This window comes from Bradyrhizobium sp. (genome assembly GCF_022844465.1).
Lineage (GTDB): Bacteria > Pseudomonadota > Alphaproteobacteria > Rhizobiales > Xanthobacteraceae > Bradyrhizobium.
Window position 1 is genome coordinate 27,780 of sequence record NZ_JALHLP010000017.1, and the last position, 24,235, is coordinate 52,014.

Sequence of the window (24,235 nt, forward strand, 5' to 3'; positions counted from 1 at the left end):
TGCGTCATGCGGCCGCCCCGTCGATGACATGAAAAAACGTTCCCGTTGTCGAACCCTGCCGCGCACCTTGTTCAGGCACTTTTGTCCCTGAAGCATCTCTGCAATCGACCAGCGAATCTCCATTGACCGAAACCGTGCTCGCGTAATGGAATTCATGGCCGAACACTTCCGTCCCCTCCGCACCGAGCGAACAGTCCCGCTGAAGCCGGGCGCGCCGATAGCCCAAATGGAGCTTACGCTCCAGGAAAGAGGTCTCGAGTCCAAGCAGTCCGATCATCTCGTGCCTGCGCCCGTCGGCATCCTCGAGCCCGCGCCCCAGCACCATATAGCCCCCGCACTCACCGTGGATGGGAATGGAACGTTCGGCCAATGTGCGAAGACCTGCGCGGAAACCATGCGCCGACGCCAAAGTGCCGGCATGGAGTTCCGGATAGCCTCCCGGCAACCAAACCGCGTCGGCGGTGTCATCGGGAGCCTCATCGGCCAATGGTGAGAACGGAATGATTTCCGCGCCAGCTCGGCGCCATTGCCGAAGCAAATGAGGATACATGAATGAAAATGCCCGATCCTGCGCCAGCGCGATGCGCTGCCCGGGCGGCCGCAAATGATGCTTCGACTCATTTGACCGCTCGTCGCTGGTTGCGGGCAAAACCTTCGCGGACCTCGCCGATCGTCTGATCGCATCAACATCGACAGCGGCGTCGACGACATCGGCAAGTCTGTCCAGATGCTGGTCGATCGCCGCGATTTCCCGCGCCTGAACAAGGCCGAGATGCCGTTCCGGTAAAGCGATCCGTTCATCACGCAGTACCGCCCCGAAAACCGGCAACTTGATCCGCTCGAATGCCGGTGCAATCAGCGCAAGATGCCGCGCGCTCGCGACGCGGTTGAGAATCACGCCCGCGATATCGATGTCATCTCTATATCTGGCGCATCCGAGTGCGACGGCGGCAGCCGTTTCCGTCTGGCCGGTGACATCGAGCACCAGCACCACCGGCCACCCCAGCAGCGATGCCAGATCGGCCGTCGTGCCGGACCCAGATTGTCCTCGAGCCGCGGCGCCGTCGAACAATCCCATCACGCCTTCCGCAACGGAAATCTCGGCATCCATCGATGCCGTCGCCGCAAGCGTTGCGATCAGGCCCGCACCCATCGCCCAGCTGTCCAGATTATAGCTTGGCTGACCGGCCGCGACCTCGTGGAAGGCCGGATCAATATAGTCCGGTCCGCATTTGAAGGGCTGCACGGCAAGGCCTCGACGGCGAAGCGCGCGTAACAGCCCAAGCGTGACGGTTGTTTTCCCGGCGCCGGAACGGGGCGCGGCAACGATGAGGCCTGGGGGACCGGCGGGATGGATCATGGCCGACCAACCATGTTGGCCAAGAGCTGCTGGCGCATCGACGCAATCGCGCCGACGATCACGATGGCCGGCGCGCCGATTCCCTGTCTCTCAGCATCGACGGCCGCCGTCCCAAGCGACGTTTCGATAATGCGCTCTTCCGATGTGGTGGATGAACTGATGACCACAGCGGGGGTATCGTGCGCCATCCCGCCGCGCTCAAACGCACTCATGATGTCGGGCAAGTTGGCCATCGGCATATAGACGATGATCGGTTGTCCGACGCTAGCCAGTCTCTCCCACTCGGCGACCGAGGTGCCATCGGCCGATCGGCTGCCCGCCATCAGGATGATCGCATGGTTGGTATCCCGCATTGTCGCGGGAATACCGGCGAGTGCGGCTGCCGCAAGTCCCGACGTAATGCCTGGTATGATCCGAAATCGAAGACCGGCGCGCGTCAGCGCCAAAACTTCTTCACCGCCGCGCCCGAACAAAAAGGGGTCACCGCCTTTGAGACGCAGAACGCGCCGCCGCATCCTGGCGCGTTCGATCAGAAGCTCGTTGATATCGCCCTGCTGAGCCGATGGCTTTCCCCCGCGCTTGCCCGCAAAGATCAGTTTGGCCTGGTTGCCAGCAAGTTCCAGAATGCGTGGATCTACCAGAGCATCGTGAACGATATCGTCAGCCGTCCTCAGCGCGTGGAGCGCATGGAGTGTCAGAAGTCCGGGGTCACCCGGGCCGGCACCTGCAAGCCAGACCTCGCCCGGTGGAAAATCCGGAAAGTCAGGAAGGTTGTCGACGCGAAGCTTCGTCTCCATCACGAGCCTCTCCCCCGGAACCGCCGCTGATAGGCGCTGTCGTACAGCGCGCTGTCGCGGAAATCCCGCGCGGCCAGCACCTCGCCAACGAGAATAAGCGCGGTACGATCGATGTTGGTTTTCTCGACTTCGCCGACGATGGTGCCGAGCGTCGCGCGGATGATCCGCTCGTCCGGCCAGCTGGCACGAAACACCACGGCAACCGGGCACGCCTCGCCATAGGCGGGAATGAGTTCTGCGACGGTTTTTTCAAGCGCATGAATGGAGAGATGAATGGCGAGCGTCGCGCGGGTAGCCGCGAACGCGGCCAGGCTTTCGGTTTCAGGCATCGACGAGGCCCGTCCCGAGGTCCGGGTCAGCACGACGGATTGAGCGACTTCGGGCAGCGTCAGTTCCTTGGCCAGCGCAGCGGCGGCGGCTGCGAAGGCCGGAACGCCCGGCGTAACCGTGAAGGGAATATCGAGCGCTTCGAGCCGTCGCAACTGTTCGCCAAGCGCACTCCAGATCGACAGATCGCCGGAATGGAGGCGCGCGACATCCTGACCTTGGTCGGTCGCTCGCTTGAATTCGGCGACGATCTCGTCGAGCGACATCGGCGCCGTATCGACGATGCGCGCGCCGGACGGGCAGTATTCAAGAAGCGCCCTGGGCACCAGCGAGCCTGCATACAGGCAGACCGGACAACTCGCGATCAGATCGCGTCCGCGCACCGTAATGAGATCGGGGGCACCGGGTCCGGCCCCTATGAAATGAACCGTCACGATCCCTCACCGATGGCGATGGCACAGGTTACCCTGTTGGCCGCGACCCGCGCTCCGAGCAGCCGGGCGTTGGGGCCGGCCGCGACGAGGGCTGAGGCCTCCGCGATCGACGGAACCCCCTTGATCTCCTGAACGCGCAACGAGCGTGTTAAAACCCGGTCGGCGACCCGCCCCAGATCCGCAACCGGGCATCGAACGATGGGGATCGACAGCGACCGGGCCGCGCTTGCGATGCCGCGCTCGTCGGCTTTCGAGGTTTCGGTCGCGATCGCCGCGAGATTCTCCTGCGCGATGCCGAAATTCGAAAGAGCCACGAAAATCAGGCTCACAATGTCCTCGGAGGAACTTTCCCGTCCGCATCCAATGCCCGCAACGATCATGGCTTCCTCACTCGCCATTGCGTGACCGGCATCGCCGGCCGCCAGCCAGACATGGCGCCCACTCTATCGGCTCTTGCGACCTGCAGTCGAACGAGATCTCCGCCAAATTGCTGGAAACGGCCGGCCAGCCGCGCCTCGGTCTCCAACGACACGGCGTTGGCAATGAGACGGCCGCCTGACTTCAGCGCGGACCACGCCGCGTCGAACACGCCTTCATCCATCATCCCGCCGCCGATAAAGACAGCATCCGGTCTCGTAAGCCCCGCGAGCGCGTCCGGCGCCAGGCCCTGCACGATCTCAAGCTCCGGCACGCCAAGTGCTGCGGCGTTGCGGGCCGCCCGGCCCGCGCGGTCGCTGCGCGCCTCGATGCCGATCGCGCGCAGGGATGGATGCCGCAGCAGCCACTCTATTGCGACCGAACCCGCTCCAAGCCCGATATCCCAGAGCAATTGACCCTGCAGCGGCTGCAGCGACGACAACGTCACCGCACGAACTTCCCGCTTCGTCAGCTGGCCGTCATGCTCGAAAAAATCGTCGTCAAGGCCGGGCGCCAAAGGGACGATGATGGCTTCGAGTTCCGCGACTATCTCGATGGCGATCGTGTTGAGTGGCTGGATCTCTTCGAGATCAAAATTCGAAGCCGTCGCGTGACGTATGCGCTCGCGAGCGCCACCCATAGCCTCAAGCACGGTCATTCGCGTCTTTCCCATGCGATGCGTGGTGAGAAGTTCGGAAAGCTTGCGCGGCGTCGCGTTGTCCCAGGAGAGCGCCAGAATCCGCGCGCCGGGTTGCAGGTGCCGAATAATGCCACTGAGGGCGCGGCCGTGGAGCGTGACCAGCGAGACGTCCTGCAGCGGCCAGCCCATCCTCGCGGCGGCGAGACTGAAAGCTGAGGGCTGTGGCAGACAAATGAACTCATCGGCTTGGACAAAGGCCGCAATCTGCTTGCCGACGCCGAAATGAAAGGGATCGCCGCTCGCGAGAATCGCGACGGCACGCCCGCGATGTCGTTCGATCTCGGGGAACGCGTCACTGATGGGGCTCGGCCACGCCAGACGCCGGCCCCGAATAAGTCCGCTCGCCAATTCTAGATGGCGCGCGCCGCCCACCACCAGTTCGGCCGAACGGATCAGTTGGAGGGCGACGGAGGAAAGTCCTTCCACGCCGTCCTCACCAATGCCAACGATAGACAGCCAACGCGGCCCTGTGCAAATTGCGGGCTCAGTCATCATGGAACAAGCCCCGATGCGCGTTCTCATCCTCGGAGGTACGACAGAGGCCTCCGGCCTGGCGCATCTGCTTGCGGCCGACCCCCGCTTTGAAACGACGCTCTCGCTGGCCGGACGCACTTCGAAGCCACGGACGCAACCGGTTCGCACCAGGATTGGCGGCTTCGGGGGTCCCGACGGATTGGCCGCGTGGCTGCAACAAGAAGCCATCGCGGCCGTCATCGACGCGACACACCCCTATGCCGATCAAATCTCGTCCAATGCCGTGACCGCCTGTGGGCGGCTTGCGATCCCGCTCGCCACGATCATGCGGCCGGCCTGGCAACCCGTGCCGGGCGACACATGGCTGACGGTTGCAAGCGCGGAAGGGGCTGCCGATGCGCTCGGACCGGAGCCGCGCCGGGTTTTTCTCAGCCTCGGCCGTCTCGACCTGGGCGCCTTCGCAACCAGTCCTCACCATCACTATACCGCACGCATGATCGACCCGCCGGAGGGTGTCGTGCTGCCGCACGATATCCGGCTGATATTCGACCGGGGTCCCTTCGACGAGCAGGCCGAAACGGCGCTCCTCATGGACGAGGAGATCGACGTGCTTGTCTCCAAAAATTCGGGAGGTGCGGCAACCTACGCGAAGATCACGGCGACGCGACAGCTCGGCATTCCCGTTGTGATGATCGCGCGTCCGTATAAGCCGCACGGACATGCCTTGGGCAATGCCGAGGGCGCCGCCAAGTGGCTGGAACAGCGGCTCATTCATCGCGCCATCCCCGTTTCAGCGCGGGGCGTATAGACCCAGGGCCGCCGTCCGGTTCGGGGGATGAGCCGCGTTGCCGTGGCCCCGATGATGACCAGCGTACGCATATCGGCAAGCGCCGGATCGGCTTCCGCAAGCGTTGCGACGATGACACGCGTTTCGGGTGTGGCTGCTTTTTGAACGAACAGCACCACGGTCTGCGGCGACTTGATCGTTCGCAACAGATTGAATGCCTGCCCAAGCTGATGCGGGCGGGCTTTTGACGCCGGGTTGTAGAGCGCGATGACGAAGTCACCTTGAGCCGCGGCCCGCAGGCGCCGCTCGATGGTCTCCCATGACTTCAGATTGTCGGACAGCGAGACCGCGCAGAAGTCACCTCCGAGCGGGGCGCCGACTTCTGCTGCGGCAGCCAGCATGGCGGTGATACCGGGCTCGACATGAATATCGAGTTCTCGCCACGCGGGATCGCCGATCTCGATTGCTTCAAAGACCGCCGCCGCCATGGCGAATACGCCGGGGTCCCCGCCCGAGACGACGGCGACCTGCCTGCCTTCGGCGGCGAGTGCGAGTGCGTGGCGCGCCCGTTCGACCTCAACACGGTTGTCCGAAGCATGACGGCGCTGACCGGAAATGTTCTCCGGAATTCGATCGAGATAGGGCCCATAACCAACGAGATCGGTCGCAGCCCGAAGCGCTCTGGCCGCCGCCGGTGTCAAAAGATCTGACGACCCGGGTCCAAGACCGACGATGACGAGCGAGCCGCTCACAGCCGCCTCCCCTGCCCCGGTATCAGCACCATCGAAAAGTAGGGGCCGTTGCCGTCAGGGCATTCGGACAAAGGCATGATCTGCTCGCCTCGCATAGTGCCGCGCACGACATAGAGCGCGCGGGAGAGCAATCCGGCCGCCTCGACAGCCCGGCGGACCTTTACGAGGTTCTTGCCGACCTTCATGATGACAGCCGCGTCGGTCTCCGCGAGCCGGCGGGTCAATTGCTCCTCGCCCAAGGTCCCGGGCAGTACCGAGAGGATGTCGTTGCCCCAGGTGATGGGCGCGTTGGCGCGCGTCCAGCAGCCTGACATGCCGGTGACGCCGGGCACGACCTCAAGCGGAAAAATTGCTTCGAGACGGCGCCACATGTGCATGAAGGAACCGTAGAAGAACGGATCTCCTTCGGCCAGAAGCCCTACCGACTTGCCTTGCCGCAGCAACGCGGCAAGCATCTCGACGCTTTCCTCATAGAACCGGCTAATCTGCTGCTGGTATGAAGGATCTTCGGGCGGGATCTCGTTGGTGACGGGATATTCGAGCCGCAGTTCATGGCGGTGTGGCGCGATCAGCGGATCGACGATGCCCCGCGCATTTCCCTGCAGGCCTCGCTTGGCAAAAAAAGCGATCACGTCGACATCCCGCACTAATGCTGCAGCCCGCAGCGTCAGATAGCTGATATCGCCGGGTCCGACCCCGATGCCGTAGAGTGTTCCACCAAGGGCGGTTCCACCGATTGCGTCAATACTGGTCATTCACGATCACTCGCCAGCGCGTTGACCGCCGCAGCAGCCATGGCGCTACCGCCCCTGCGACCGCGGACAACAAGGAATGGAACGCGGCTCTGCGCCGCAAGGGCATGCTTGGACTCGGCAGCCCCGACAAAACCAACGGGAATGCCGATGATGGCGGCAGGAAGCGGCGCGCCTTCTTCGAGCATTTCGAGCAGCCGAAACAGCGAAGTCGGCGCGTTGCCGATGGCGACAACAGCTCCCTCAAGATGCGGCCGCCAAAGCTCAAGCGCCGCCGCCGAGCGTGTGTTTCCAACCTCGGTTGCGAGCTGCGCTACAGTCGGATCGTCGAGAGTGCAGACGACGCTGTTGTTCCTGGGCAATCTGCTGCGGGTGATGCCGTGGGCGACCATCTTCGCATCACAAAGAACAGGCGCGCCGCGCAACAATGCTTCGGATGCGCGCGCGGCAAATGTCGGAGACATCAAGAGGTCATCGGCGATATCGACCATGCCGCAAGCGTGAATGATCCTGACAGCCAGCTTCTCCTCGTTCTGCTTGAAACGGGAAAGATTGGCCTCGGCGCGGATGATCGCAAACGAGTTGCGATAGATCTCGGTGCCATCCCGAATGTAGGAGCGCAATTCAGTCATGCCTGCTGCCTCGGTCCGCATCGAAGATTTTGCCTGGATCGGCGGCAAGATCGGAAAAGGAAAAACGGCGCGCGGGGGAACCCTGGGCGGTTCCGTTACGCACGAGGCCGTAACGACCCTCAGCACCGACCAGCACGAGATCGCTCGTCCCCGATTTCGCACACCCCTTGGCACAGCCGGAGACGTGGATCGTCCCAGTGAAGCCAAACAGCGGCAGCAGTCCCGCCAGCCGGCGTCCATCGCCACGCGTATCGAGCGAGGTCGACTGACAGCCGGGGGCGCCCGGGCAAGCTTCGATCTGAAGCAGGGGATCGCCGGGGTCAACGATCAAGCCAACGCTTGCCGCAGCCACCAGGATGCTTTGCCCGGACTGCTCGCTGGGTACCTCGGCATAGAGCGCGCGCCAGGGCGAAAGCCTGATCTCCTTGACACCATGGGCCGCCATCGCGTCAGCGAACACCCGGAACTGATCGGCTTCGACGCGTCCAAAGGGCGCTGCGATCCCTACCGCGAGCCGGCCTGCACCCAGCTCTATCAAGCCGGCGCGCCTAATCAACGGCCCATCGGCATTGCGCGGATTCTGGCGGAGCGCATCGAGCCGCGGCCCGATCGCGGATCGAATAGACGCAAGATTTTCATCGGAAAGGTCGCGCATACGTTGCCGCTTTTCACGCGACGCCACGCCGATGAAGGCAAGCCCTGTTTCGATGGCGGCCTCCGCTGCTTCACCGGGAGAGACTGAACCAAGCCACTCTACCCCGTTTGCCGTCTCGATCCCGACCGCAACCGCAGCGTCCGGGCCGCGGGCAATGGCGGCAAGACGAACATCGCCGCGCTGGCCCGCAAGGCCCAACACACCACCGCCATCGACAACGAAGCCAAACTTGGTCGGTAACGCCCAAAGGGATTTTTCGAAAGCGAGCAATCGCGCAAGGTCTCCACCGATGCTCCTGACATCCAGCACCTCGGCGGGATCGATCCCGGCGAGCGGATTAATCATTACGTTGCGCACGGCCTCACCGTCCGGACTGTCGTCGAGCAGGCCAAGTCGGGCGATCACCTCGTGCAGTTGCGGCAGAGTTGCTTCGCTGACACCGCGGATCTGCAGATTGGCCCGCCGCGTCAGATCGATGTGGCCGTTGCCGAAAAGCCCTGCGGCGTCGGCGAGCGCGGCCAATTCGTCGAGGCCAAGTGTTGCCGATCGCGGGCGCACGCGGACGATCAATCCGTCACTGCTTGGCATCGGTCGCAACGCGCCCGGGCACCAGCCCTTCACCTCTATCGCTGCCGAACTATTCACGTTGCCCTTCGCATCAGGTAGCTATCCATGATCCATCCATTGGCGCGCCTCGCGTCCGTCCTGACCCGTTCGATTTCACCTGCGACGTCCTTCAGCTTGCCGGACACCAGGATTTCATCGGGCATGCCGACATAAGCACCCCAATAAATGTCGATATCCTGATCGGCAAACCGCTTGTAGGTGTCGCCGCCATCGAGCATCACGACGACGCTATCGGCGTTATCAGGAAAGCCTTCCGCCAGCTTCCGTCCCGTGGTGATTTCGATCGACTGACCGATCCGGTTGAGTGTTGTCTTGTGCTTGGCGGCGAGCGCCTGGACGCTGCTGATGCCCGGAATGACTTCGTAGTCGAGTTGGTGGCGACCGCTGTTCGCGATCATTTCGATGATACGGATCGTACTGTCGTAGAATGTCGGGTCGCCCCACACCAGGAACGCGCCGCATTCACCGTCTGCCATCTCCTCCGAAATCAGGCGTTCGAACAAGGCCTGCTTGTCGCGATTGAGGTCATCGACGGTCGAGAAGTAATCCTCGGTGTCGCGTGCCCATTCCGGACTGGTCGCGTCAACGAACCGATGGTCATTACCCCTGATATAGCGCCGGCAGATCTCCTTGCGAAGCTCGATCAGCTTCGTCTTGCTCGGTCCCTTGTCCAGGATGAAGAAGACATCGGTCCGGTTGAGGGCTTCCACAGCCTGCATGGTGACATAGCCGGGATCTCCAGCCCCGATGCCAATAATGAGTATCTTCTTCATCACAGGTACTCCGAGCAACAGCACATCCGTGGCGTTTCGACGTTGCCGTCCCAGGTCCGGCCCAATTGCAGAAACATGCACTCTTGTTCTGCGCGGCGCGCACGCGAAACGGCGACGCCGGATCATCATGATTGCCTGAATTTGACACGATAGCGCTCGACGGCGAAAAAACATCCGTCAGCGCGGTTGCTGCTCCATCCTGCCTTCGCCCGTGGCGGCAGATGCGACCAGCTACTCCTGCGACATCGAGGCACCCCGCCTGACGCGTTCGCGCATGACCATGACCGGCAGCAGGTTTCCTGGCTCGCGGGTTGTCGCCTCGGACCACCTTCCCAGGGAGCTTTTGGAATCCCCAGTGGTATGTATGGTCGTCAGCTATCCGCCTACAGTTGCGGGGGCAGCCGCGGAATGGCCTGCTGGAGCAGGCGCACCGCATTCCCTTGGATAGCCCTTGCGGGCACCACCACCGCAAACCGTGGCATCTGACCGTGATGGCGTCAACAGTTCAATCGAGCAACATGCGCAAGCCAGGGCACGGCAAAATCCGTTTTGACGCGGCCTGCCATCCTTGCTAGATTGCGACCTTCGGCAAGCTTTCACTCACCGTGCAGACGATCAACCGATGCCTTACAGCAAGACCCCGATCTGGCGGGACGATATCGACGCGCTGGCGTTCCAGGCCGCCGATCACACGGGCCTCTGCATGGTGCATCGTCGGGCGTTCCGGACGCTGTTGCGAATCGTCCCGTCGCCGCAGGAATGCGTGGACTTCTACCACACCCATAGCGACGCGTTTCAGGCGGCGGCCCGCGCAAAAGTGGTTCGCGCTGACGTAGCTGACACCGCGAATTTTCACCTCACCAGCCGGGATGTGACCCGACAGTTGAAAAATTAGGGTCGCGCCAGCCCTTGTTTTCCGCTAAACAAGGTCATCATCGACGAGGATCGACATGCAACAGTCCCAGGCCGCCCATCTGCCCGCTATCGCCACCGATTCGAGCGTGGTCGTTCAAGCCGTGCTGGCGATGGCGCTTGGCCTTTTTATTGTCGGCGTGGTCGGCTTCTCGCACATCAGCGCCGTTCACAACGCCGCGCACGATGTCCGCCACGCCAATGCGTTTCCCTGTCACTGACCAAAAATGCCGGTTTTCAGATCTATTGTGTTTTCGGCCGCCCTCGCCGGGCTGATGGTCGGCGCGGTGATCTCGGTCGCGCAATTCCTCGGAACGGTGCCGTTGATCCAGAAGAGCGAAGTCTACGAACGCAAGGCTGCAGCCGAGGCTCCGACGGCTGGGCATGAGCAGGCTGGCGACCCCCACGAGCACGATAAGGCCCGTAGCCAGGATAGCGAATGGGAGCCCGAAGATGGGTTTCAGCGCAACGCCTTCACGATCGCGGCCAATATCCTGACTGCGATCGGCTTCGCACTACCGCTCACCGGGGTCTATGCGATCCGGGGCCGGCCGGTGGCGTGGCGGGAAGGCCTGCTGTGGGGACTTGGCGGCTTTGTGGTGTTTACTGCGGCGCCCGGCCTCGGCCTGCCGCCAGAATTGCCGGGCATGCCGGTGGCCGAACTGGCGGCGCGGCAGACCTGGTGGATCGCCACGGCTGCTGCAACAGCCATCGGGCTTTGCCTGCTGGCCTTCCGCTCCGCAGCATGGGCTGCGGTACTTGGCCTCGGTCTGATCGCGCTTCCGCATCTGATTGGCGCGCCCCTTGCGCCGGAATCCCACAGCGAGGTTCGGGCCGCGCTGTCGCACAGGTTCATCGTGGTGGTGACGCTCACCAGCCTGCTGTTCTGGGCTTTGCTCGGCGTCTCCACCAGCGTTGCGTTCGGACGTATCTCGCGACCGTAAGCACAGAAATTGACGGTGCGGAGTACACGCGTTCGAAGCTTTGATCCTGCGTTCCCCTCGACATCCCGCTCACGCTCTTCAAGCCAGGCTGGATGCCAGCGCGGTGGCGATGGCGAGCACGATGGTCAGAGCTTTCACCGCCTCGACAAACGAGACAGAGCGCTGCATTCATACGAAAGCGAGCGCCCGAAATCATTCGCTCGCAGAGGCTCATCAACAGCATCGGTACTGCGAACGGTACTGCAGAGCTTTCCGAGCATCTGATTGGCACAATTGAGTCGCCACATTGGGGAAGAATGAAAAGCTGGTGCGGTTTGGAGGGTTGGTAGCGGGAGAGCGCTACCGCTTTTCCCGCATCGGCCGAACCCAGGCCTGAAAGGACCGGCGGAAAGCTCCGGACCTGCGGTATCGACTATTTCGCGGATTTATGAGGCTTATCAACGAAGACATGCTCTGATGTCGGAAATTGCCCGGAGCGCACCTCAGCTGCGTACGTGGCGATCGCCTGGTCGGCATCACGCCCCAGTTCCACGTAGCGCTTAACGAACTTCGGGCGGAACTTCGTGAAAATACCAAGCATGTCGTCCGTGACCAAAATCTGACCGTCGCACGCACCAGATGCGCCAATCCCAATAGTCGGAATGGGGATTTTTCCTGTAATCAGGCGAGCCAATGATTCAGCAACCTTTTCAAGAACGACAGCAAACGCACCGACCTCCGAGTTAGCGACCGCATCTCGCATGATCCTCTCGCCATCGCGGCCTCGACCTTGCACTTTGTAACCACCGAATGCATTCACGCTCTGCGGAGTAAGGCCAATATGAGCCATCACCGGAATGCCACGTGCCGTTAGGAAACGAACCGTTTCCGCCATGTTTTCAGCGCCCTCAAGCTTAACAGCCGCACACCCGGTTTCAGCCATCACTCGCGCGGCATTCCGGAATGCTTGTTCTCTGCTTTCCTCATATGCTCCAAAGGGCAAATCAACGACCATGAGAGCTCGATTAATTCCGCGGCGGACCGCCTGCCCATGCAAGATCATCATGTCGAGAGTAACACCGAGCGTCGATGGAAGGCCGTGAAGAGCCATTCCCACGCTATCGCCCACCAGCACGACGTCACAATGTCGATCAACTAACGCAGCGATTGGTGTGGTATAGGCCGTTAAGCAGACGATCGGCAGACTGCCCTTTCTTGCCAAGATGTCCGGCGGCATCAGCGCTTTTTTTGGAAACTCTGAACTCACGTTCTCTCCTCCATGTCCTCGGTTTCATATTCGTTTATGAGACAATTGCGCGAACTTGAACTCATTGAAGCAGTACCCTCACTATGAAACAGGTTGTTCTGCGTTCATCGGCGACGACTGAGCTCGCCGCAGACAGGTGGCAGCTGCGTTGCGACAAATTAAACTCCCCTAATTCTCTCTCAAGCCAGCGCGTCGGCTGCATCACTGATGGCGGCGTATATTTCCTCGAGGTCTGCCGCCGTGACGCAATAAGGCGGCATGACATAGATCGTGTTGCCGAGAGGACGCAGCAAAAGATTTCGACTGTTAAAGAAGGCTTGAAGCTTCGGACCGATGCCGGCGAGGTACCCTCCATCGCGCACTTCCAGATCAAGTGCCGTAATGGTGCCGGTCCGCCGGAGGTTTTTGAAACGCGCGTCGGCGCGGAATGGTTCAATTCCCTGTTCCTGCATCGCGACGACGGAAGCTATGCGCTCGTAAGATTCCCGATTTTGCCAAAGATCGAGATTCGCCTTTGCGGCGGCGCACGCCACCGGGTTGGCAGTATATGAACTCGAGTGAAAGAACGTGCGCGTACGATCCTTCGAATAGTGCGCGTCGAAAATGTCGGCGCCACAGAGTGTCACCGCGAGCGGTAGCGATCCGCCCGTGAGACCCTTGGAATAGCAGGCGATATCCGGCGACACATCCGCCTGCTCGCAAGCGAACAATGTCCCCGTGCGGCCCCAGCCGGTCATGACCTCGTCGGCAATGAACAGGACGTCCGATGCCTCGCAGATCCGCTTCATTTCTTTCAATACCCAGGCGGGATACATCAGCATGCCGCCCGCCCCCAGGATCAGCGGCTCCACAATAAAGGCTGCTGGATTTTCACTCCGGCACGCAGCTTCGAGCGCATCGAGCGTCGCCTGTTCATGACCGCTCGCCGGGAATGGGACTGAAGTGACATCGAACAGCAGCGGCCCGTACGCCGCGTTGAACACACCCCGCGCGCCGACCGACATCGCCCCCACGGTGTCGCCGTGATAGGAGTGCTGCATCACGACAATGCGGGTTCGCGGCTGGCCAATGTTGTGCCAGTAGCCGAGCGCCATTTTCAGCGCAACTTCCACGCTGGTCGAGCCGCTGTCGGAGAAGAAGACATAGTCGAGATCACGGGGCGCAAGCTTCAAAAGCAGCGCAGCAACCTCTTCGGCCGGTTCGTGAGTGTGGCCGGCAAAGATAATCTGGTTGAGCTTTTCTGCCTGTTTCTGAATGGCGCTGACAATGGATGGATGGCAATGGCCGTGGGTCACGACCCACCACGATGAGATCGCATCGATGATACGGCGGCCATCCGCGGTCTGCAGATATGCGCCTTCCCCGCGCACAATGCTTGTCATCTCGTCCTGAAGCGCATGTTGCGTGAACGGATGCCAGATCGGCGACTTCTGCTTGGCTATCATGGGTTGAAGTCATCACGGTTGAATGAGGCTTTGAATGCGGCTTGCAGCGCGCTTGTCGTGAGCGGAGAAAGCCGGGGCAACCGGCCGAGTCCCCGTACCCGTCCGATCTCGCAAATAGCACTTTCACTGTTGGAATTTCGTTCGCCGATGAAGGCAATTCCGAGAATTTCGATCTTGCGGTTGCGCAGCGCTTCGACCGACAACAGCGAATGATTGATGGTGCCTAGCGCCGTGCGCGCGCAAAGCACGACGGGAAGGCGCCATCGCGCAAAGATGTCGATATAGAGTGTACTACGACTGAGCGGCACCATCAGCCCGCCCGCGCCCTCAATCACAAGCGGGCGCTCGCCGGTGTCCGGCACATCGAGCGCCTCCGCGTCGATGCGAACTCCGTCAATTGCCGCGGCATGATCTGGCGAAGCGGGCGTTTCCAGGCGGTAACGCTCCGGCACAATGCGATCGTCCGAGAGACCGCCCAGCCGTGCGACGACCTTGGAATCGGTCTCTCCTTCGAGGCCGGCCTGTATCGGTTTCCAATAGTCCGCGCCGAGAAAATCGGCGAGCCCCGCCGAGAAGATCGTCTTCCCGATCCCGGTGTCCGTACCGGTGACCACGATCCGCTGACTCATCGAGCGTCGCCTCTCGTTTCTTCGACTAGGGCGTCGAGCATGGCACGCACGTCATCCTCCGCGACGTTAAGTGTCAGGGAAATTCGCAACCGTGCCGTACCCGCGGGGACGGTCGGCGGCCGGATCCCACGGATATCGAAGCCGCGAGCCTGCAGCGAGGATGCCAGCGCCATCGCCCGCGCGTTGTCGCCAACGATGTACGGCACGATCTGCGAGTCGGAAGGGCTCCGGCCACCGCGCTTGCCGATCTCCCGATGCGCGAATGCGACCAGGTTGGCCAAACGCCGTTGCCGGTCAGGTTCCTGCTGCAGGATTGACAGTGCCTCCTGCACTGCGACGGCGGTCAAAGGTGACGGCGCGGTCGCGAAGATAAACGGACGGCAGCGATTGACCATGAAGTCGCGCAGCACGCGGGTCGCGGTGACGAGCGCGCCGGCGGCCCCCAGCGCCTTGCCGCAGGTATGAACGACTACCAGATTTTCGCGCCCCTCATAGGTGGCGGTCAGTCCTCGTCCCAGCTCACCGTAGACGCCTGTGGCATGAGCCTCATCCACCATCAGGAACGCATCGTACCGATCCGCCATCGCGACAAGCTCTTTGAGCGGCGCGAAATCACCATCCATGCTGTAGAGACTTTCGACCACGATCCAGACGCGGCCCGTTCCGCCTTTCGCTCGCCAGTCCCGAATCGTGTTTTCGACCGACCGAGGATCGTTGTGTTCGCTTTCGCGAAACTCGGCCCGGCCGGCCCGTGCGCCTTCATGAATACTCGCGTGTACGAGCGAATCGAGGACGAGCAGATCGCCGCGTTGCGGCAGCGTTGTCAGGACGGCAAAGTTTGCGACATATCCAGAGCCGAAAAAAAGGGCCGTCTCTGCTCCGAAGAACCTAGCGGCTTCTGCTTCAAGGCTTTCGTGCTCCTCGCAGTTTCCGCGAAGAAGCCGCGACCCGCCGGCTCCGATCGGTGTGCCGGCCTCGAGCGCAGCCGAGACAGCCTTTTTCATACGCGGCGCGCGCGCCAGCGCGAGATAATCGTTCGATGCGAAATCGATACCCGCTCGTGGCTTGAGGCCGCGCAGCCGGTCCTCGGCTTTCAGGGCATGGAGGCCCGTTACGTAGGTGGCAATCTTGTCCGCATGGACTGGGTTCATTGTACAGCTCCAGACACGCGCTCAGTTGCGCAAAAGCATGACGGCCGCAAAATGCAAAAGTTCTCAGCGTCGGCCTCGTCGATTTCAACTTGGTAGGATGCGGTTTTCTTCGTCGACCAGCACGACGCGCGGCCTGAATGCTTTCGCTTCGACCTCCTCACATGAGGCATATGCAACGATAATCACCTTATCTCCAATCATCGCTAGGCTTGCAGCCGCACCATTGAGGCCTATCATGCCTGACCCTCCAGGCGCCTCTATCACGTAGGTGGCAAAGCGCGCGCCAGTGTCGATGTTGTAGATTTCGACGCGCTCATTGATCAGAAATCCCGCAGCGTCCAATAGCGTACGATCAATCGATATCGAGCCCTCATAATGCAGATCGGCTTGGGTCACCGAGGCGCGATGGATTGTGCCTTTCATCAAAGTAATTTGCATTTGTTACCTACACTGAAGTTTGTGCGCTGGCTGCGCGTTGACCTGTTTCACTTGGTTGAGACAGGATTTGATCCCGAGCCGATCCAGCAAATCCGCATCGCGATCACGCTGCGGGTTCTTGGTGGTCAGGAGCACATCGCCGATGAAGATCGAGTTCGCTCCGGCCAGAAAGCACAGAGCCTGCAGTTCATCAGTCATGTATTGCCGTCCGGCGGACAGCCTCACGACGCTCTGCGGCATCATGATGCGGGCGACCGCGATCAGCCGCACCAGCGCGATCGGATCGGGACGCTCCGCGGTGTCGACGACCGGCACGCCCTTGACCTCGTTCCACAGGTTGATCGGCACGCTCTCCGGATGGCCGGGGAGATTGGCGAGCAGCACGAGCATGCCGAGCCGGTCCTCGACGCGCTCACCCATGCCGACGATGCCGCCGCAGCAAACCTTGATGCCGGCGTCGCGCACACGCGCGAGCGTGTCGATACGGTCCTGCAAGGTGCGCGTCGTGATGATCTTGTCGTAGAACTCGGGCGATGTATCGACGTTGTGGTTGTAGAAATCGAGGCCGGCGTCATGCAGTCGTGAGGCCTGAGCAGTCGTCAGCATCCCGAGCGTCACGCAGGTTTCCATGCCGAGACCCTTGACCGCGCACACCATCTCGCAGACCCGGTCGAGGTCGCGGTCTTTCGGATTGCGCCACGCTGCCGCCATGCAGAAGCGGCTGGCCCCGGCGTCCTTGGCGCGCTGCGCGGTCGCGACCACATCGGCCCGATCCATCAGGCGCGTCGCCTTCAGGCCGGTGTCATAATGCGCGCTCTGCGAACAGTAGCCGCAATCCTCCGGGCAGCCGCCGGTCTTGATGCTGAGCAGGCTCGCAGTCTCGACGTGGTTGGGGTCGAAATTGCTGCGATGCATGCTCTGGGCCTGAAACATCAGGCCGGCGAACGGTAAGCCATAGAGCGCCTCCGCCTGGGAGCGCGTCCAGTCGTGGCGGACAGGCTCTGCGTTGTGGCTGCCGTTCTGCCTCGCTCCCCCGGCATGAATCATGAGACCTTGCCCTTTTGAATTTTTATAGATAATATCAAATATTATCTATGATCACAGCCATAACCGATTCTAGCTTAGGCAGCACGCAAACGCATTCGATTTTATGATAGATAATCTATGATAACCGGCGATGAGAACACGACGACGGCGGGCCGCATTGCGCAGATCATTGGCGAGCGCATTATCAGTGGCGCGCTGCAGCCCGATGCGGCGCTGCGGCAGGACCATATCGCGCGGGAATTCAGTTCAAGCCACGTCCCGGTGCGTGAGGCATTTCGGCAGCTAGAAGCTCAACATCTTGTCGTCGCTGTGCCGCGTCGCGGCGTGCGTGTTGCGCCGCTCGATACCAATTCGGTGAAGGAGATCGCCGAGATGCGCGCAGCGCTGGAAGTGGTCGCGTTGCGGAATGCCGCACCGAAGCTGACGCCGTCCCATCTGTCACGGATCGAGCTGGCCCTGATTGAAGCAGACAATGCCGAGACGATTCAGGAATTTGAGGCCGCCAACCGCGCCTTTCACCACGCGCTAGTGGCGCCCTGCGCCATGCCGCGACTGCTCGCCAGCCTCGATGAATTGCAGCTTGCGAATTCTCGATTGGTGTTCGCCATGGCGCGCAGTACCGGCTGGCGGCCGCGGTCCAATCAGGATCACCGCTTAATTCTGCAAGCATTGCGAATGCGCAACGTTGACCAAGCCTGCAGCCTGCTCGCGCGTCACATTCAAACCATTGAGCGCCTCACCATTCCCGCGTCGTGATGCGGGAAGGGCTGATCTGGCGAATTCCCCGTTGCAACCGTAGGGCCATCGCAAGAGTGTGCAAACCCCGGCGTCTTGCTGCCGGCACGAAGGCGTCAGTGACGTTGGCGTTGCGTCAGACTTGATCGCAAGATAGTCTTGCGACCTGGACCACACCCTACTCTACGGCTGGCCATGATTCGTCATATCGTCTTATTCACCGCTAAAGACAAGGCCGACATCGATCAAATGATCGACGGCCTATCGGTTCTCACCACGATCCCACATGCGCGCCGGCTCGAGGTCGCACGCAACCGAAAAAACGACCAGCTTGGCAACGACATCGACGTCGTCGTTTATGGTGAGTTCGACAACGAGACGGAACTCGCAGCGTATAAGGCGCACGATCTATATCAAGAATCGATCAAGCGGGTGCGACCACTTCGGGAATTGCGGTTCGCAGCCGACTACAACGCTTCGGCTGAGTAGGAGGTAAATTCTGACGGTCGAAGTCAAGAGTGCACTGATCCCAGGGGGGAGCTGCGTTCGTTGGAAGGGCAAGCACAGGTCGAGGAATCTCCCTCAGCACAGCCTTCGTTGGTGACGTAAGCTCGATGCGCGTTCGTGAGGTACATTGGATTGATCCTGTCACGGCGATGCGACGTCTCGCACATCGGCCGAACCTCACGTTTTTGGATAGCGCAGCCAAGCACGAGGCGCTCGGGCGGTATTCATACATGGCCTGCGACCCGTTCAGCACCTACACGGTTGCCAACGGACAGGCGAGTTGCGGCGGAGAACCGCTCGAAGGCGATCCATGGAGAGCTCTTCGCACTCTTCTCGCTGCGTATCCACAAGAGCATCGCCCCGATCTTCCCCCGTTTCAGGGGGGCGCGGCCGGGTTTTTTGCTTACGATCTGAACAGGACATTGGAGCGATTGCCGCCCCCAGCAATCGCCGGTCAGGGATTGCCCCAATCGATCCTGCATTTCTATGACGTGGTAATCACCTACGACCATCGTGACAACAAATGCTGGATTGTTTCCACCGGATGGCCAGAGCAGAATCCCGCACGGCGAGGCGAGCGCGCACGCCGTCGAGCCGATGAGTTTGCAGCGCTACTCGTACGCCCAGAGTCCCCGCGGAATGGCTCTTGCAATACAGCGGGCGGCTGGCATTCGAATTTTACCAGCGAACGCTACATCGAAGCAGTGCAGCGCGTCATCGACTTGATTTTGGCAGGAGACATCTTCCAAGCGAACATCGCGCAGCGCTTCAGCGCGAAGCTAGCAAGCTGGTTTGATCCACTCGCTTTCTACTGTCGGCTGCGGTCGCTTAATCCGGCTCCCTTTGCAGCCTTGCTCCTCTATGGCAAGCTGACCATTGCATCCAGTTCGCCCGAGCGATTCCTGAAACTCGATGGGCGACAGGTTGAAACGCGACCAATCAAGGGCACGATCGCACGGTCCGTTGACCCGATGGAAGATCAGCGCCGCGCTGAATTCCTATTTGCGTCCGAGAAGGACCGTGCCGAGAACATTATGATCGTCGACCTCCTCCGTAACGATCTGTCACGGGTTTGCGCTGCACATTCGGTCGAGGTCCCTGCGCTGTGTGACCTCGAATCCTATGCCTCAGTGCATCACCTCGTGTCGGTCATTACAGGGAAACTCGCAGGAGAACACGACGCCGTTACCCTGCTACGAGCTTGCTTTCCCGGCGGCTCCGTCACCGGGGCGCCGAAGGTACGATCGATGGAAATCATCGCCGAAATTGAACGCGTCGCGCGAGAGGCCTATTGCGGGGCGATCGGATTCATCGGATTTAACGGGTGCATGGACACCAACGTTGCGATCCGAACCGTAACGATCGACGATGGCTTGGCTGTCTTTCATGCTGGCGGCGGGATTACGGCGATGTCGGAGCCAGCGGCCGAATACGAGGAGACGCTCGCCAAGGCGCAGCGTATCTTTGACGCATTTCGTGCCGGGAATTACGGTACGTCATGATTGCGATCATCGACAACTACGATTCCTTCGTCTTCAACATAGCCCGCTATTTTCGCGAGCTTGGAGAAGCGACGGAAGTGATACGAAACGACGCGATCAGCGTCGGCGATCTTGGTCGGCTCCGGCCGCGCGCAATAGTCATCTCGCCGGGCCCCTGCACTCCAACCGAGGCCGGGATTTCTATGGCCGTCGTCCGTGAGTTCTCTGGCCACATCCCGATTCTCGGTATCTGCCTTGGACACCAATGTATCGGGAGCGTCTTCGGTGGAAGCGTCGTGCGCGCACGTCGTCCTATGCACGGACGAGCCTCATATGTGACGCACGACGGTCAAGGGCTGTTTGAGGAACTCCAGACCCCACTTTGCGTAGGACGATACCATTCTCTCGTCGTCGAGTTCGACGAGGTATCCCTTTCCTCTCTCATGGTGACGGCGCGTTCGGACGAAGGCGAGATCATGGCTCTAGCACATCGCTATCAACCAACCTATGGAGTGCAGTTTCATCCGGAATCAATACTTACCGAACAGGGGCATGTGCTGCTTTCCAACTTCCTGCGCCTCGCAGAGGCGTCATGCGTGCCAGGGTCGAAGACGATGTCGTAAAACTATCAATTTGGTTGCGGTAGAGTCGAGATGTGGCGCGGTGGTTTTAGGTTCGAACATATCTGTTCCCGCCTCTTTCGTCTGGCGGTGCCTCACTGGTTCGACCACGGCTCCGTTTCCACATCCCGCTCATCGAACCGGACATGCAGATCTCCCGCATCCGGCTCTCGGACAAGATCTCACGCCTTCGTCCACGACACGTCGTGCCCAAGCCTGTTCAAGCGTACGAGCCCGAAGTGCCCGTACAGGTGCGAGAGTGGATAGCTCCCGCCCTTGCGCCGCCGCCTGACTTTGTGCTTGGAGCGCAACCACCGACGCAACCGCACTGCCGTGTAGTTGTCGAGCGCCCGATAAGCCGTGCTGACGGTGCCTACCTTGAAGTAGTTCGCCCATCCGCGCAGCATGCGGTTCAACTTGCTCACCAGCATTGTGGTCTCTTGCCCTGTCCCCGCTCGGTCAGTCAGCGCGTGGATTTTCTCCACCGCGTGTTTGATGCTCTTCTTTGATGGCCGGTGTCCCAGGTACGCCTGGCCGGTTCTCGCCGAATACATCCGTCCGAACGTGTATCCCAGAAAGTCGAACTGCCCTTCCGGGACCCTGCAGATTCGTGTCTTCTCCTCGTTCACCTTCAGCTTCAGCTTGCCCATGATCTCGCGCAGTCGATGCAATGCCTCTTCGGCTTTGCCCTTTCTGCACAGGATCACGAGATCGTCCGCGTAGGTCACGGTACGCGTGCCGAGGCTTTGCTCCAGCCCGAGCTTCCTCCATCCCAGCACGAACCGGCGCATGTAGAGATTCGCCAGCAGCGGTGAGATGGGTGAGCCCTGCGGAATGCCTCGCCGCCTCCCGGGCTTCGGTCGTGCGCTTCGTCCGTCCTCGATCGTCGGTTTCTTCAACGGGGCAATCCAGCCACATCTTGATCAGATGCAGCACGCCGATCAACGATCCGGCGCGCCATCGACTGCAGTAGCTCGGAATGGGGAATACTGTCGAAGTAGTCCGCGAGGTCGGCATCGACGACTTCCGGGTGGCCATGGAACAGCTGCTTATCCACCTCAGCCACCGCCTGTTGGGCGTTCGCCCAGGGCGGTAGGCGTATTGTTCCGGTGGAAGATCAGCTTCGTAGATCGGTTCCAGCACCAGCATCGCTGCTGTCATGCAGACCCGATCTCGCACGGTCGAGATGCCCAACGGCCTGAGTTTGCCGTTGGCTTTCGGAATGAACACTCTTCTGATGGGGTCCGGTCGGTAAGTCTCTTCCCTGAGCGCAAGCGCCAGTTCGCCAAGCCACCGCTCGACGCCATACGCCTCGACGTCCGCGAAGTCCTGACCGTCTACTCCCGGTGCGCCCTTGTTCGAGCGACACTGCGCGTAGGCGTGTGCCAGAATGTCCTCACGGCTGATCTTGTCGTACAGCGCGTAAAAGCGGTGGCTTCTGCCTTCGCTTTCGCGTGTAACGCCATCTGCAGTTTCTGAACACTTTTCGGAGTTGTTAGGTTGCCCAATCTCCAGGTCCCTCACTACGTATTGCGTCTGTCTTGAACTGAGGTTCCTTCCCTCCGCCGGCGTTATTTGAAGAGCTACCGCACCAGCCGCGCTGTATCGAGCTTGGAAGGCTTAAATCCGCACTATCACCAAACATCAATAGGCGTCATTTATGGTCACGATTCCAGCATCTCAGATAGAAAAGAACATCACTGAATATCACTCCAGATCGAGCAAATCTTGGTATCTTGCGGCCGATATGCGTCTGAAAATCGGGGCATAAAAGACCCCCAGCGAATTGCCCGCAGCCACACTTACCAGCATTCTCGAGTCGCAAATTCGCGCTTGGGATTCGAGGCATGACTGCAACAGAAGGACCATTTCCAGTAATCGAGCGAGTGGAGATAGACCCCAATCGCGATTGCTGCCTACACGCGCGAGTGGGACTTCACGGTGCTTGCGTCGGAGCTATTGCGCGAAGTGGCGTCTTACGTTTGCGTGGCTGCATGCACGATGGGATCGAAGCCTGTCTGGGATCGTGACCACGCTGCAGTCGGCGGCAATATGGTGCGACTCTTTAAGGTGCTTTCGGCTCATCTCGACCAGACCGTCCAGAGGACGGCTATCGGCATCTGCTTCGTGGCGGAGCACCGCACTGAGTGGGCCTACTGGATCCCCCACGCCCGATACCGTCTCCGTCCGGTCGCCTTGCGTGGCCCCAGCCCGGCGACGAGGTCGTGTGCGGCACGGGTGATCCCGAGTTTCTGCGCGATCATTCCGGCAGCGACGATGGGTCGGGTCAGCACGTTGTCAAGCAATGCCAGCAGCCGGGATAGAGCGGCGGCCTTCTAGTTTGCGCGCGGGTGGGGCCACCGGTCGTGGCCCTTGAGGCTGTACTCGGCGGCCGCCGTCATCGCGCCGAACTGAATTGCGAGCCGCCCCGTCGCCTCGCGCTGGCTCAGAGAAAATCTCGCAGCCGTGCAAGTTCAATGATGTGCGCGGCCGATAAGACCTCGGTAATTAGTGGGGGCTGCGGCGCCGTATGGATTTCATATAAGTGACGCGCCGCTTCCGGCTTGGCCATGAACTCCCGTATGCACGCCTGAAGCGTTCCTTCAGCCACCATGTATGGACCCGTGCCGTCATTTCGACGCGCATTATTCAGCGAGGGCCATTTGCGAAGGATGGAAGGAACGTCAAATTTAACGTGAGGTTCGGTCACTCGTTCGTCGAGAAGGGCGACCTCATCAATCGACCACACCGGACATGTTGGCGATGGAGACGAGTGTCGGCAGCATCCATGAGGGCGCCAGGACGGCGCTGGGCGTCCAGACCTTGCGCGGCGCGTCCGCACGGATGCGCTCGAGCATGGCTGTCAGATCGAGTGAGTCGCTGTTCATGTCCGAAAATTGTAGCTCTTTTTCGGACGAAAAGTTCGTCCGAAATCCATATACAAACTTCGGACAGTATGGCCCACATATGCGCACCGCCTCGCTGCTCGCGACCTGTTCATCAGCGGGTTTTGGGTACTGGCCTGTTTCGACCCCTGGTGGCCTAGTTTTTTGTTTTCGCAGTGGAACGAGTCCGCTCCGGCAACATTTCCGTCCGATGAAGGACGAATGGGATGAGAGACTCCGGTGTCCGGTTTGCAGCAAGGCAGGCATGGCCAGCCTGTGTCAGGAGGAAGATTCCGAGACACCAACCGTTCAATGCGTCCCGAGCGGCTTTAAGATCGTGGCTAACGATTATGGCCCCAACTTCGTCTGCGAGACCTGCAACGTCGCGGTGTATCGATAGCGGCCTGTTTTGTTCCGGGCCGCAGCAGATCCTTGAGATAGGTCAAGGTATTTAGTCCGCTTAGAACGGACAGTGAAAGCTTGAGCAAAATCAAGTTTCGGTTTTTTGGCTGTGCCAAACTTATCCGATGGCTCACCCCATTCTATTCAGATGCCCTGGCACCGGGATGAATGTGCAGCATTGGCTGGCGGACGTGCCAGAGGATGCAAAAGACCACCACTCGTCCGTGGTATGCCCGGCCTGCGCCAAACTGCACTTCATCCATAATTCGACAGGCAAGCTGCTCGGCGAGAAGTAAGGAGTTGGTG

General features: G+C 60.7%; 29 protein-coding genes and 1 riboswitch. Of the genes, 9 read left to right on the top strand and 20 right to left on the bottom strand.

All coding sequences use genetic code 11. The features are described 5' to 3' along the window. Positions 1-4: 4 nt before the first annotated feature. Genes Q0D31_RS20135 through cbiE form a run of 5 tightly spaced genes read right to left on the bottom strand, consistent with a single transcriptional unit; the run spans position 5 to position 4,530 of the window. Positions 5-1,360, bottom strand: coding sequence for a cobyrinate a,c-diamide synthase (locus tag Q0D31_RS20135; protein WP_291855008.1), 1,356 nt, complete (start codon positions 1,358-1,360; stop codon positions 5-7). Continuing rightward, positions 1,357-2,157 carry a uroporphyrinogen-III C-methyltransferase gene (gene cobA / locus Q0D31_RS20140; RefSeq protein ID WP_291855011.1) on the bottom strand — a complete coding sequence of 267 codons (801 nt, stop codon included), beginning with the start codon at positions 2,155-2,157 and terminating at the stop codon, positions 1,357-1,359. Before cobA ends, Q0D31_RS20135 begins: the two co-directional genes overlap by 4 nt. Continuing rightward, complete coding sequence (gene cobM / locus Q0D31_RS20145; RefSeq protein ID WP_291855014.1) at positions 2,157-2,918, bottom strand: precorrin-4 C(11)-methyltransferase; 762 nt, start codon at positions 2,916-2,918, stop codon at positions 2,157-2,159. The genes cobA and cobM overlap by 1 nt, the downstream gene beginning before the upstream one ends. Next, positions 2,915-3,316, bottom strand: a complete 402-nt coding sequence (locus tag Q0D31_RS20150) for a cobalamin biosynthesis protein (protein WP_366518536.1) — start codon at positions 3,314-3,316, stop codon at positions 2,915-2,917. Before Q0D31_RS20150 ends, cobM begins: the two co-directional genes overlap by 4 nt. Continuing rightward, positions 3,295-4,530 (bottom strand): precorrin-6y C5,15-methyltransferase (decarboxylating) subunit CbiE, encoded by a 1,236-nt coding sequence (gene cbiE, locus Q0D31_RS20155; protein ID WP_291855019.1) that lies wholly within the window; start codon positions 4,528-4,530, stop codon positions 3,295-3,297. Before cbiE ends, Q0D31_RS20150 begins: the two co-directional genes overlap by 22 nt. 13 nt (positions 4,531-4,543) lie before the next feature. Here cbiE and Q0D31_RS20160 point away from each other — a divergent pair, with 13 nt between their 5' ends. Next, entirely contained in the window at positions 4,544-5,317 is a 774-nt protein-coding gene (locus Q0D31_RS20160; protein WP_291855022.1) for a cobalt-precorrin-6A reductase, read from the top strand. On the opposite strand, the gene cobJ is transcribed toward Q0D31_RS20160, so the two are convergent. From cobJ to cobF, 5 genes are read right to left on the bottom strand one after another with little or no spacing between them, the layout of a single operon-like run. After that, entirely contained in the window at positions 5,281-6,048 is a 768-nt protein-coding gene (gene cobJ, locus Q0D31_RS20165; protein WP_291855025.1) for a precorrin-3B C(17)-methyltransferase, read from the bottom strand. The two genes, Q0D31_RS20160 and cobJ, sit on opposite strands and share 37 nt — an antisense overlap. Continuing rightward, positions 6,045-6,803: a precorrin-2 C(20)-methyltransferase gene (locus Q0D31_RS20170; RefSeq protein ID WP_291855028.1), complete on the bottom strand. Its 759-nt coding sequence runs from the start codon at positions 6,801-6,803 to the stop codon at positions 6,045-6,047. Before Q0D31_RS20170 ends, cobJ begins: the two co-directional genes overlap by 4 nt. Next, on the bottom strand, positions 6,800-7,432 hold the full coding sequence (locus tag Q0D31_RS20175; RefSeq protein ID WP_291855031.1) for a precorrin-8X methylmutase: 633 nt from the start codon (positions 7,430-7,432) through the stop codon (positions 6,800-6,802). Before Q0D31_RS20175 ends, Q0D31_RS20170 begins: the two co-directional genes overlap by 4 nt. Further along, positions 7,425-8,732, bottom strand: coding sequence for a precorrin-3B synthase (gene cobG, locus Q0D31_RS20180; protein WP_366518537.1), 1,308 nt, complete (start codon positions 8,730-8,732; stop codon positions 7,425-7,427). Before cobG ends, Q0D31_RS20175 begins: the two co-directional genes overlap by 8 nt. Further along, complete coding sequence (cobF, locus tag Q0D31_RS20185) at positions 8,729-9,487, bottom strand: precorrin-6A synthase (deacetylating) (protein ID WP_291855034.1); 759 nt, start codon at positions 9,485-9,487, stop codon at positions 8,729-8,731. The genes cobG and cobF overlap by 4 nt, the downstream gene beginning before the upstream one ends. 271 nt (positions 9,488-9,758) lie before the next feature. Continuing rightward, a riboswitch (cobalamin riboswitch) is annotated at positions 9,759-9,967 on the bottom strand. A 142-nt stretch (positions 9,968-10,109) separates the two neighbouring features. Here cobF and Q0D31_RS20190 point away from each other — a divergent pair. From Q0D31_RS20190 to Q0D31_RS20200, 3 genes are read left to right on the top strand one after another with little or no spacing between them, the layout of a single operon-like run. Continuing rightward, entirely contained in the window at positions 10,110-10,382 is a 273-nt protein-coding gene (locus Q0D31_RS20190; protein ID WP_291855038.1) for a hypothetical protein, read from the top strand. 55 nt (positions 10,383-10,437) lie between these two features. Then, positions 10,438-10,620, top strand: a complete 183-nt coding sequence (locus Q0D31_RS20195; RefSeq protein ID WP_291855041.1) for a CbtB domain-containing protein — start codon at positions 10,438-10,440, stop codon at positions 10,618-10,620. Between the two features lie 6 nt (positions 10,621-10,626). Then, positions 10,627-11,343, top strand: a complete 717-nt coding sequence (locus Q0D31_RS20200) for a CbtA family protein (RefSeq protein WP_291855044.1) — start codon at positions 10,627-10,629, stop codon at positions 11,341-11,343. A gap of 412 nt (positions 11,344-11,755) precedes the next feature. On the opposite strand, the gene panB is transcribed toward Q0D31_RS20200, so the two are convergent. The 6 genes from panB to bioB form a co-directional block, all read right to left on the bottom strand. Beyond that, a complete protein-coding gene (panB, locus tag Q0D31_RS20205) occupies positions 11,756-12,559 on the bottom strand; it encodes a 3-methyl-2-oxobutanoate hydroxymethyltransferase (RefSeq protein ID WP_291855170.1) in 804 nt (267 codons plus the stop codon). A gap of 209 nt (positions 12,560-12,768) precedes the next feature. Then, positions 12,769-14,034 (bottom strand): adenosylmethionine--8-amino-7-oxononanoate transaminase, encoded by a 1,266-nt coding sequence (locus Q0D31_RS20210; protein WP_291855045.1) that lies wholly within the window; start codon positions 14,032-14,034, stop codon positions 12,769-12,771. After that, complete coding sequence (bioD, locus tag Q0D31_RS20215; RefSeq protein WP_291855048.1) at positions 14,031-14,663, bottom strand: dethiobiotin synthase; 633 nt, start codon at positions 14,661-14,663, stop codon at positions 14,031-14,033. The genes Q0D31_RS20210 and bioD overlap by 4 nt, the downstream gene beginning before the upstream one ends. Beyond that, entirely contained in the window at positions 14,660-15,814 is a 1,155-nt protein-coding gene (locus tag Q0D31_RS20220) for an 8-amino-7-oxononanoate synthase (RefSeq protein ID WP_291855051.1), read from the bottom strand. The genes bioD and Q0D31_RS20220 overlap by 4 nt, the downstream gene beginning before the upstream one ends. Positions 15,815-15,898: 84 nt before the next feature. Beyond that, positions 15,899-16,252, bottom strand: coding sequence for an aspartate 1-decarboxylase (gene panD, locus Q0D31_RS20225; RefSeq protein ID WP_291855053.1), 354 nt, complete (start codon positions 16,250-16,252; stop codon positions 15,899-15,901). 3 nt (positions 16,253-16,255) lie between these two features. Beyond that, positions 16,256-17,299 carry a biotin synthase BioB gene (gene bioB / locus Q0D31_RS20230; RefSeq protein WP_291855057.1) on the bottom strand — a complete coding sequence of 348 codons (1,044 nt, stop codon included), beginning with the start codon at positions 17,297-17,299 and terminating at the stop codon, positions 16,256-16,258. 117 nt (positions 17,300-17,416) lie between these two features. On the opposite strand from bioB, the gene Q0D31_RS20235 reads away from it, so the two are divergent. From Q0D31_RS20235 to Q0D31_RS20250, 4 genes are all read left to right on the top strand, one after another. Then, on the top strand, positions 17,417-18,055 hold the full coding sequence (locus tag Q0D31_RS20235) for a GntR family transcriptional regulator (RefSeq protein ID WP_291855060.1): 639 nt from the start codon (positions 17,417-17,419) through the stop codon (positions 18,053-18,055). 174 nt (positions 18,056-18,229) lie between these two features. Further along, entirely contained in the window at positions 18,230-18,523 is a 294-nt protein-coding gene (locus Q0D31_RS20240) for a Dabb family protein (RefSeq protein ID WP_291855063.1), read from the top strand. Between the two features lie 125 nt (positions 18,524-18,648). Further along, entirely contained in the window at positions 18,649-20,043 is a 1,395-nt protein-coding gene (pabB, locus tag Q0D31_RS20245) for an aminodeoxychorismate synthase component I (RefSeq protein WP_291855066.1), read from the top strand. Then, positions 20,040-20,645, top strand: coding sequence for an aminodeoxychorismate/anthranilate synthase component II (locus Q0D31_RS20250; RefSeq protein WP_291855069.1), 606 nt, complete (start codon positions 20,040-20,042; stop codon positions 20,643-20,645). Before pabB ends, Q0D31_RS20250 begins: the two co-directional genes overlap by 4 nt. Positions 20,646-20,824: 179 nt before the next feature. Here the strand turns inward: Q0D31_RS20250 and Q0D31_RS20255 are convergent, their stop codons facing one another. The 4 genes from Q0D31_RS20255 to Q0D31_RS20270 all read right to left on the bottom strand — a co-directional run bounded on the left by Q0D31_RS20255 (position 20,825) and on the right by Q0D31_RS20270 (position 23,530). Further along, on the bottom strand, positions 20,825-21,541 hold the full coding sequence (locus tag Q0D31_RS20255) for a group II intron maturase-specific domain-containing protein (RefSeq protein ID WP_291855072.1): 717 nt from the start codon (positions 21,539-21,541) through the stop codon (positions 20,825-20,827). Further along, positions 21,538-21,699 (bottom strand): hypothetical protein, encoded by a 162-nt coding sequence (locus Q0D31_RS20260; protein ID WP_291855075.1) that lies wholly within the window; start codon positions 21,697-21,699, stop codon positions 21,538-21,540. The genes Q0D31_RS20255 and Q0D31_RS20260 overlap by 4 nt, the downstream gene beginning before the upstream one ends. A 1,096-nt stretch (positions 21,700-22,795) precedes the next feature. Beyond that, on the bottom strand, positions 22,796-22,948 hold the full coding sequence (locus Q0D31_RS20265; RefSeq protein ID WP_291855078.1) for a helix-turn-helix domain-containing protein: 153 nt from the start codon (positions 22,946-22,948) through the stop codon (positions 22,796-22,798). 429 nt (positions 22,949-23,377) lie between these two features. Further along, positions 23,378-23,530: a hypothetical protein gene (locus Q0D31_RS20270; RefSeq protein ID WP_291855081.1), complete on the bottom strand. Its 153-nt coding sequence runs from the start codon at positions 23,528-23,530 to the stop codon at positions 23,378-23,380. 563 nt (positions 23,531-24,093) lie between these two features. Between Q0D31_RS20270 and Q0D31_RS20275 the strand changes: the two genes are divergently transcribed. After that, positions 24,094-24,225, top strand: coding sequence for a hypothetical protein (locus Q0D31_RS20275; RefSeq protein ID WP_291855176.1), 132 nt, complete (start codon positions 24,094-24,096; stop codon positions 24,223-24,225). The last annotated feature ends 10 nt before the right edge of the window (positions 24,226-24,235 follow it).

What these genes read in the sequence shown, in the direction of transcription:
- pabB (WP_291855066.1), top strand. Translation starts at nt 18,649, where the DNA reads ATGCGCGTTCGTGAGGTACATTGGATTGATCCTGTCACGGCGATGCGA.
- cbiE (WP_291855019.1), bottom strand. Translation starts at nt 4,530, where the DNA reads ATGATGACTGAGCCCGCAATTTGCACAGGGCCGCGTTGGCTGTCTATC.
- bioB (WP_291855057.1), bottom strand. Translation starts at nt 17,299, where the DNA reads ATGATTCATGCCGGGGGAGCGAGGCAGAACGGCAGCCACAACGCAGAG.
- Q0D31_RS20135 (WP_291855008.1), bottom strand. Translation starts at nt 1,360, where the DNA reads ATGATCCATCCCGCCGGTCCCCCAGGCCTCATCGTTGCCGCGCCCCGT.
- Q0D31_RS20250 (WP_291855069.1), top strand. Translation starts at nt 20,040, where the DNA reads ATGATTGCGATCATCGACAACTACGATTCCTTCGTCTTCAACATAGCC.
- Q0D31_RS20270 (WP_291855081.1), bottom strand. Translation starts at nt 23,530, where the DNA reads ATGAACAGCGACTCACTCGATCTGACAGCCATGCTCGAGCGCATCCGT.
- cobF (WP_291855034.1), bottom strand. Translation starts at nt 9,487, where the DNA reads ATGAAGAAGATACTCATTATTGGCATCGGGGCTGGAGATCCCGGCTAT.
- Q0D31_RS20150 (WP_366518536.1), bottom strand. Translation starts at nt 3,316, where the DNA reads ATGGCGAGTGAGGAAGCCATGATCGTTGCGGGCATTGGATGCGGACGG.
- Q0D31_RS20195 (WP_291855041.1), top strand. Translation starts at nt 10,438, where the DNA reads ATGCAACAGTCCCAGGCCGCCCATCTGCCCGCTATCGCCACCGATTCG.
- Q0D31_RS20240 (WP_291855063.1), top strand. Translation starts at nt 18,230, where the DNA reads ATGATTCGTCATATCGTCTTATTCACCGCTAAAGACAAGGCCGACATC.
- Q0D31_RS20175 (WP_291855031.1), bottom strand. Translation starts at nt 7,432, where the DNA reads ATGACTGAATTGCGCTCCTACATTCGGGATGGCACCGAGATCTATCGC.
- cobA (WP_291855011.1), bottom strand. Translation starts at nt 2,157, where the DNA reads ATGGAGACGAAGCTTCGCGTCGACAACCTTCCTGACTTTCCGGATTTT.
- Q0D31_RS20170 (WP_291855028.1), bottom strand. Translation starts at nt 6,803, where the DNA reads ATGACCAGTATTGACGCAATCGGTGGAACCGCCCTTGGTGGAACACTC.
- Q0D31_RS20160 (WP_291855022.1), top strand. Translation starts at nt 4,544, where the DNA reads ATGCGCGTTCTCATCCTCGGAGGTACGACAGAGGCCTCCGGCCTGGCG.
- panD (WP_291855053.1), bottom strand. Translation starts at nt 16,252, where the DNA reads ATGCAAATTACTTTGATGAAAGGCACAATCCATCGCGCCTCGGTGACC.
- Q0D31_RS20220 (WP_291855051.1), bottom strand. Translation starts at nt 15,814, where the DNA reads ATGAACCCAGTCCATGCGGACAAGATTGCCACCTACGTAACGGGCCTC.
- Q0D31_RS20275 (WP_291855176.1), top strand. Translation starts at nt 24,094, where the DNA reads ATGAATGTGCAGCATTGGCTGGCGGACGTGCCAGAGGATGCAAAAGAC.
- bioD (WP_291855048.1), bottom strand. Translation starts at nt 14,663, where the DNA reads ATGAGTCAGCGGATCGTGGTCACCGGTACGGACACCGGGATCGGGAAG.
- Q0D31_RS20190 (WP_291855038.1), top strand. Translation starts at nt 10,110, where the DNA reads ATGCCTTACAGCAAGACCCCGATCTGGCGGGACGATATCGACGCGCTG.
- Q0D31_RS20210 (WP_291855045.1), bottom strand. Translation starts at nt 14,034, where the DNA reads ATGATAGCCAAGCAGAAGTCGCCGATCTGGCATCCGTTCACGCAACAT.
- Q0D31_RS20235 (WP_291855060.1), top strand. Translation starts at nt 17,417, where the DNA reads ATGATAACCGGCGATGAGAACACGACGACGGCGGGCCGCATTGCGCAG.
- Q0D31_RS20200 (WP_291855044.1), top strand. Translation starts at nt 10,627, where the DNA reads ATGCCGGTTTTCAGATCTATTGTGTTTTCGGCCGCCCTCGCCGGGCTG.
- panB (WP_291855170.1), bottom strand. Translation starts at nt 12,559, where the DNA reads ATGCCGCCGGACATCTTGGCAAGAAAGGGCAGTCTGCCGATCGTCTGC.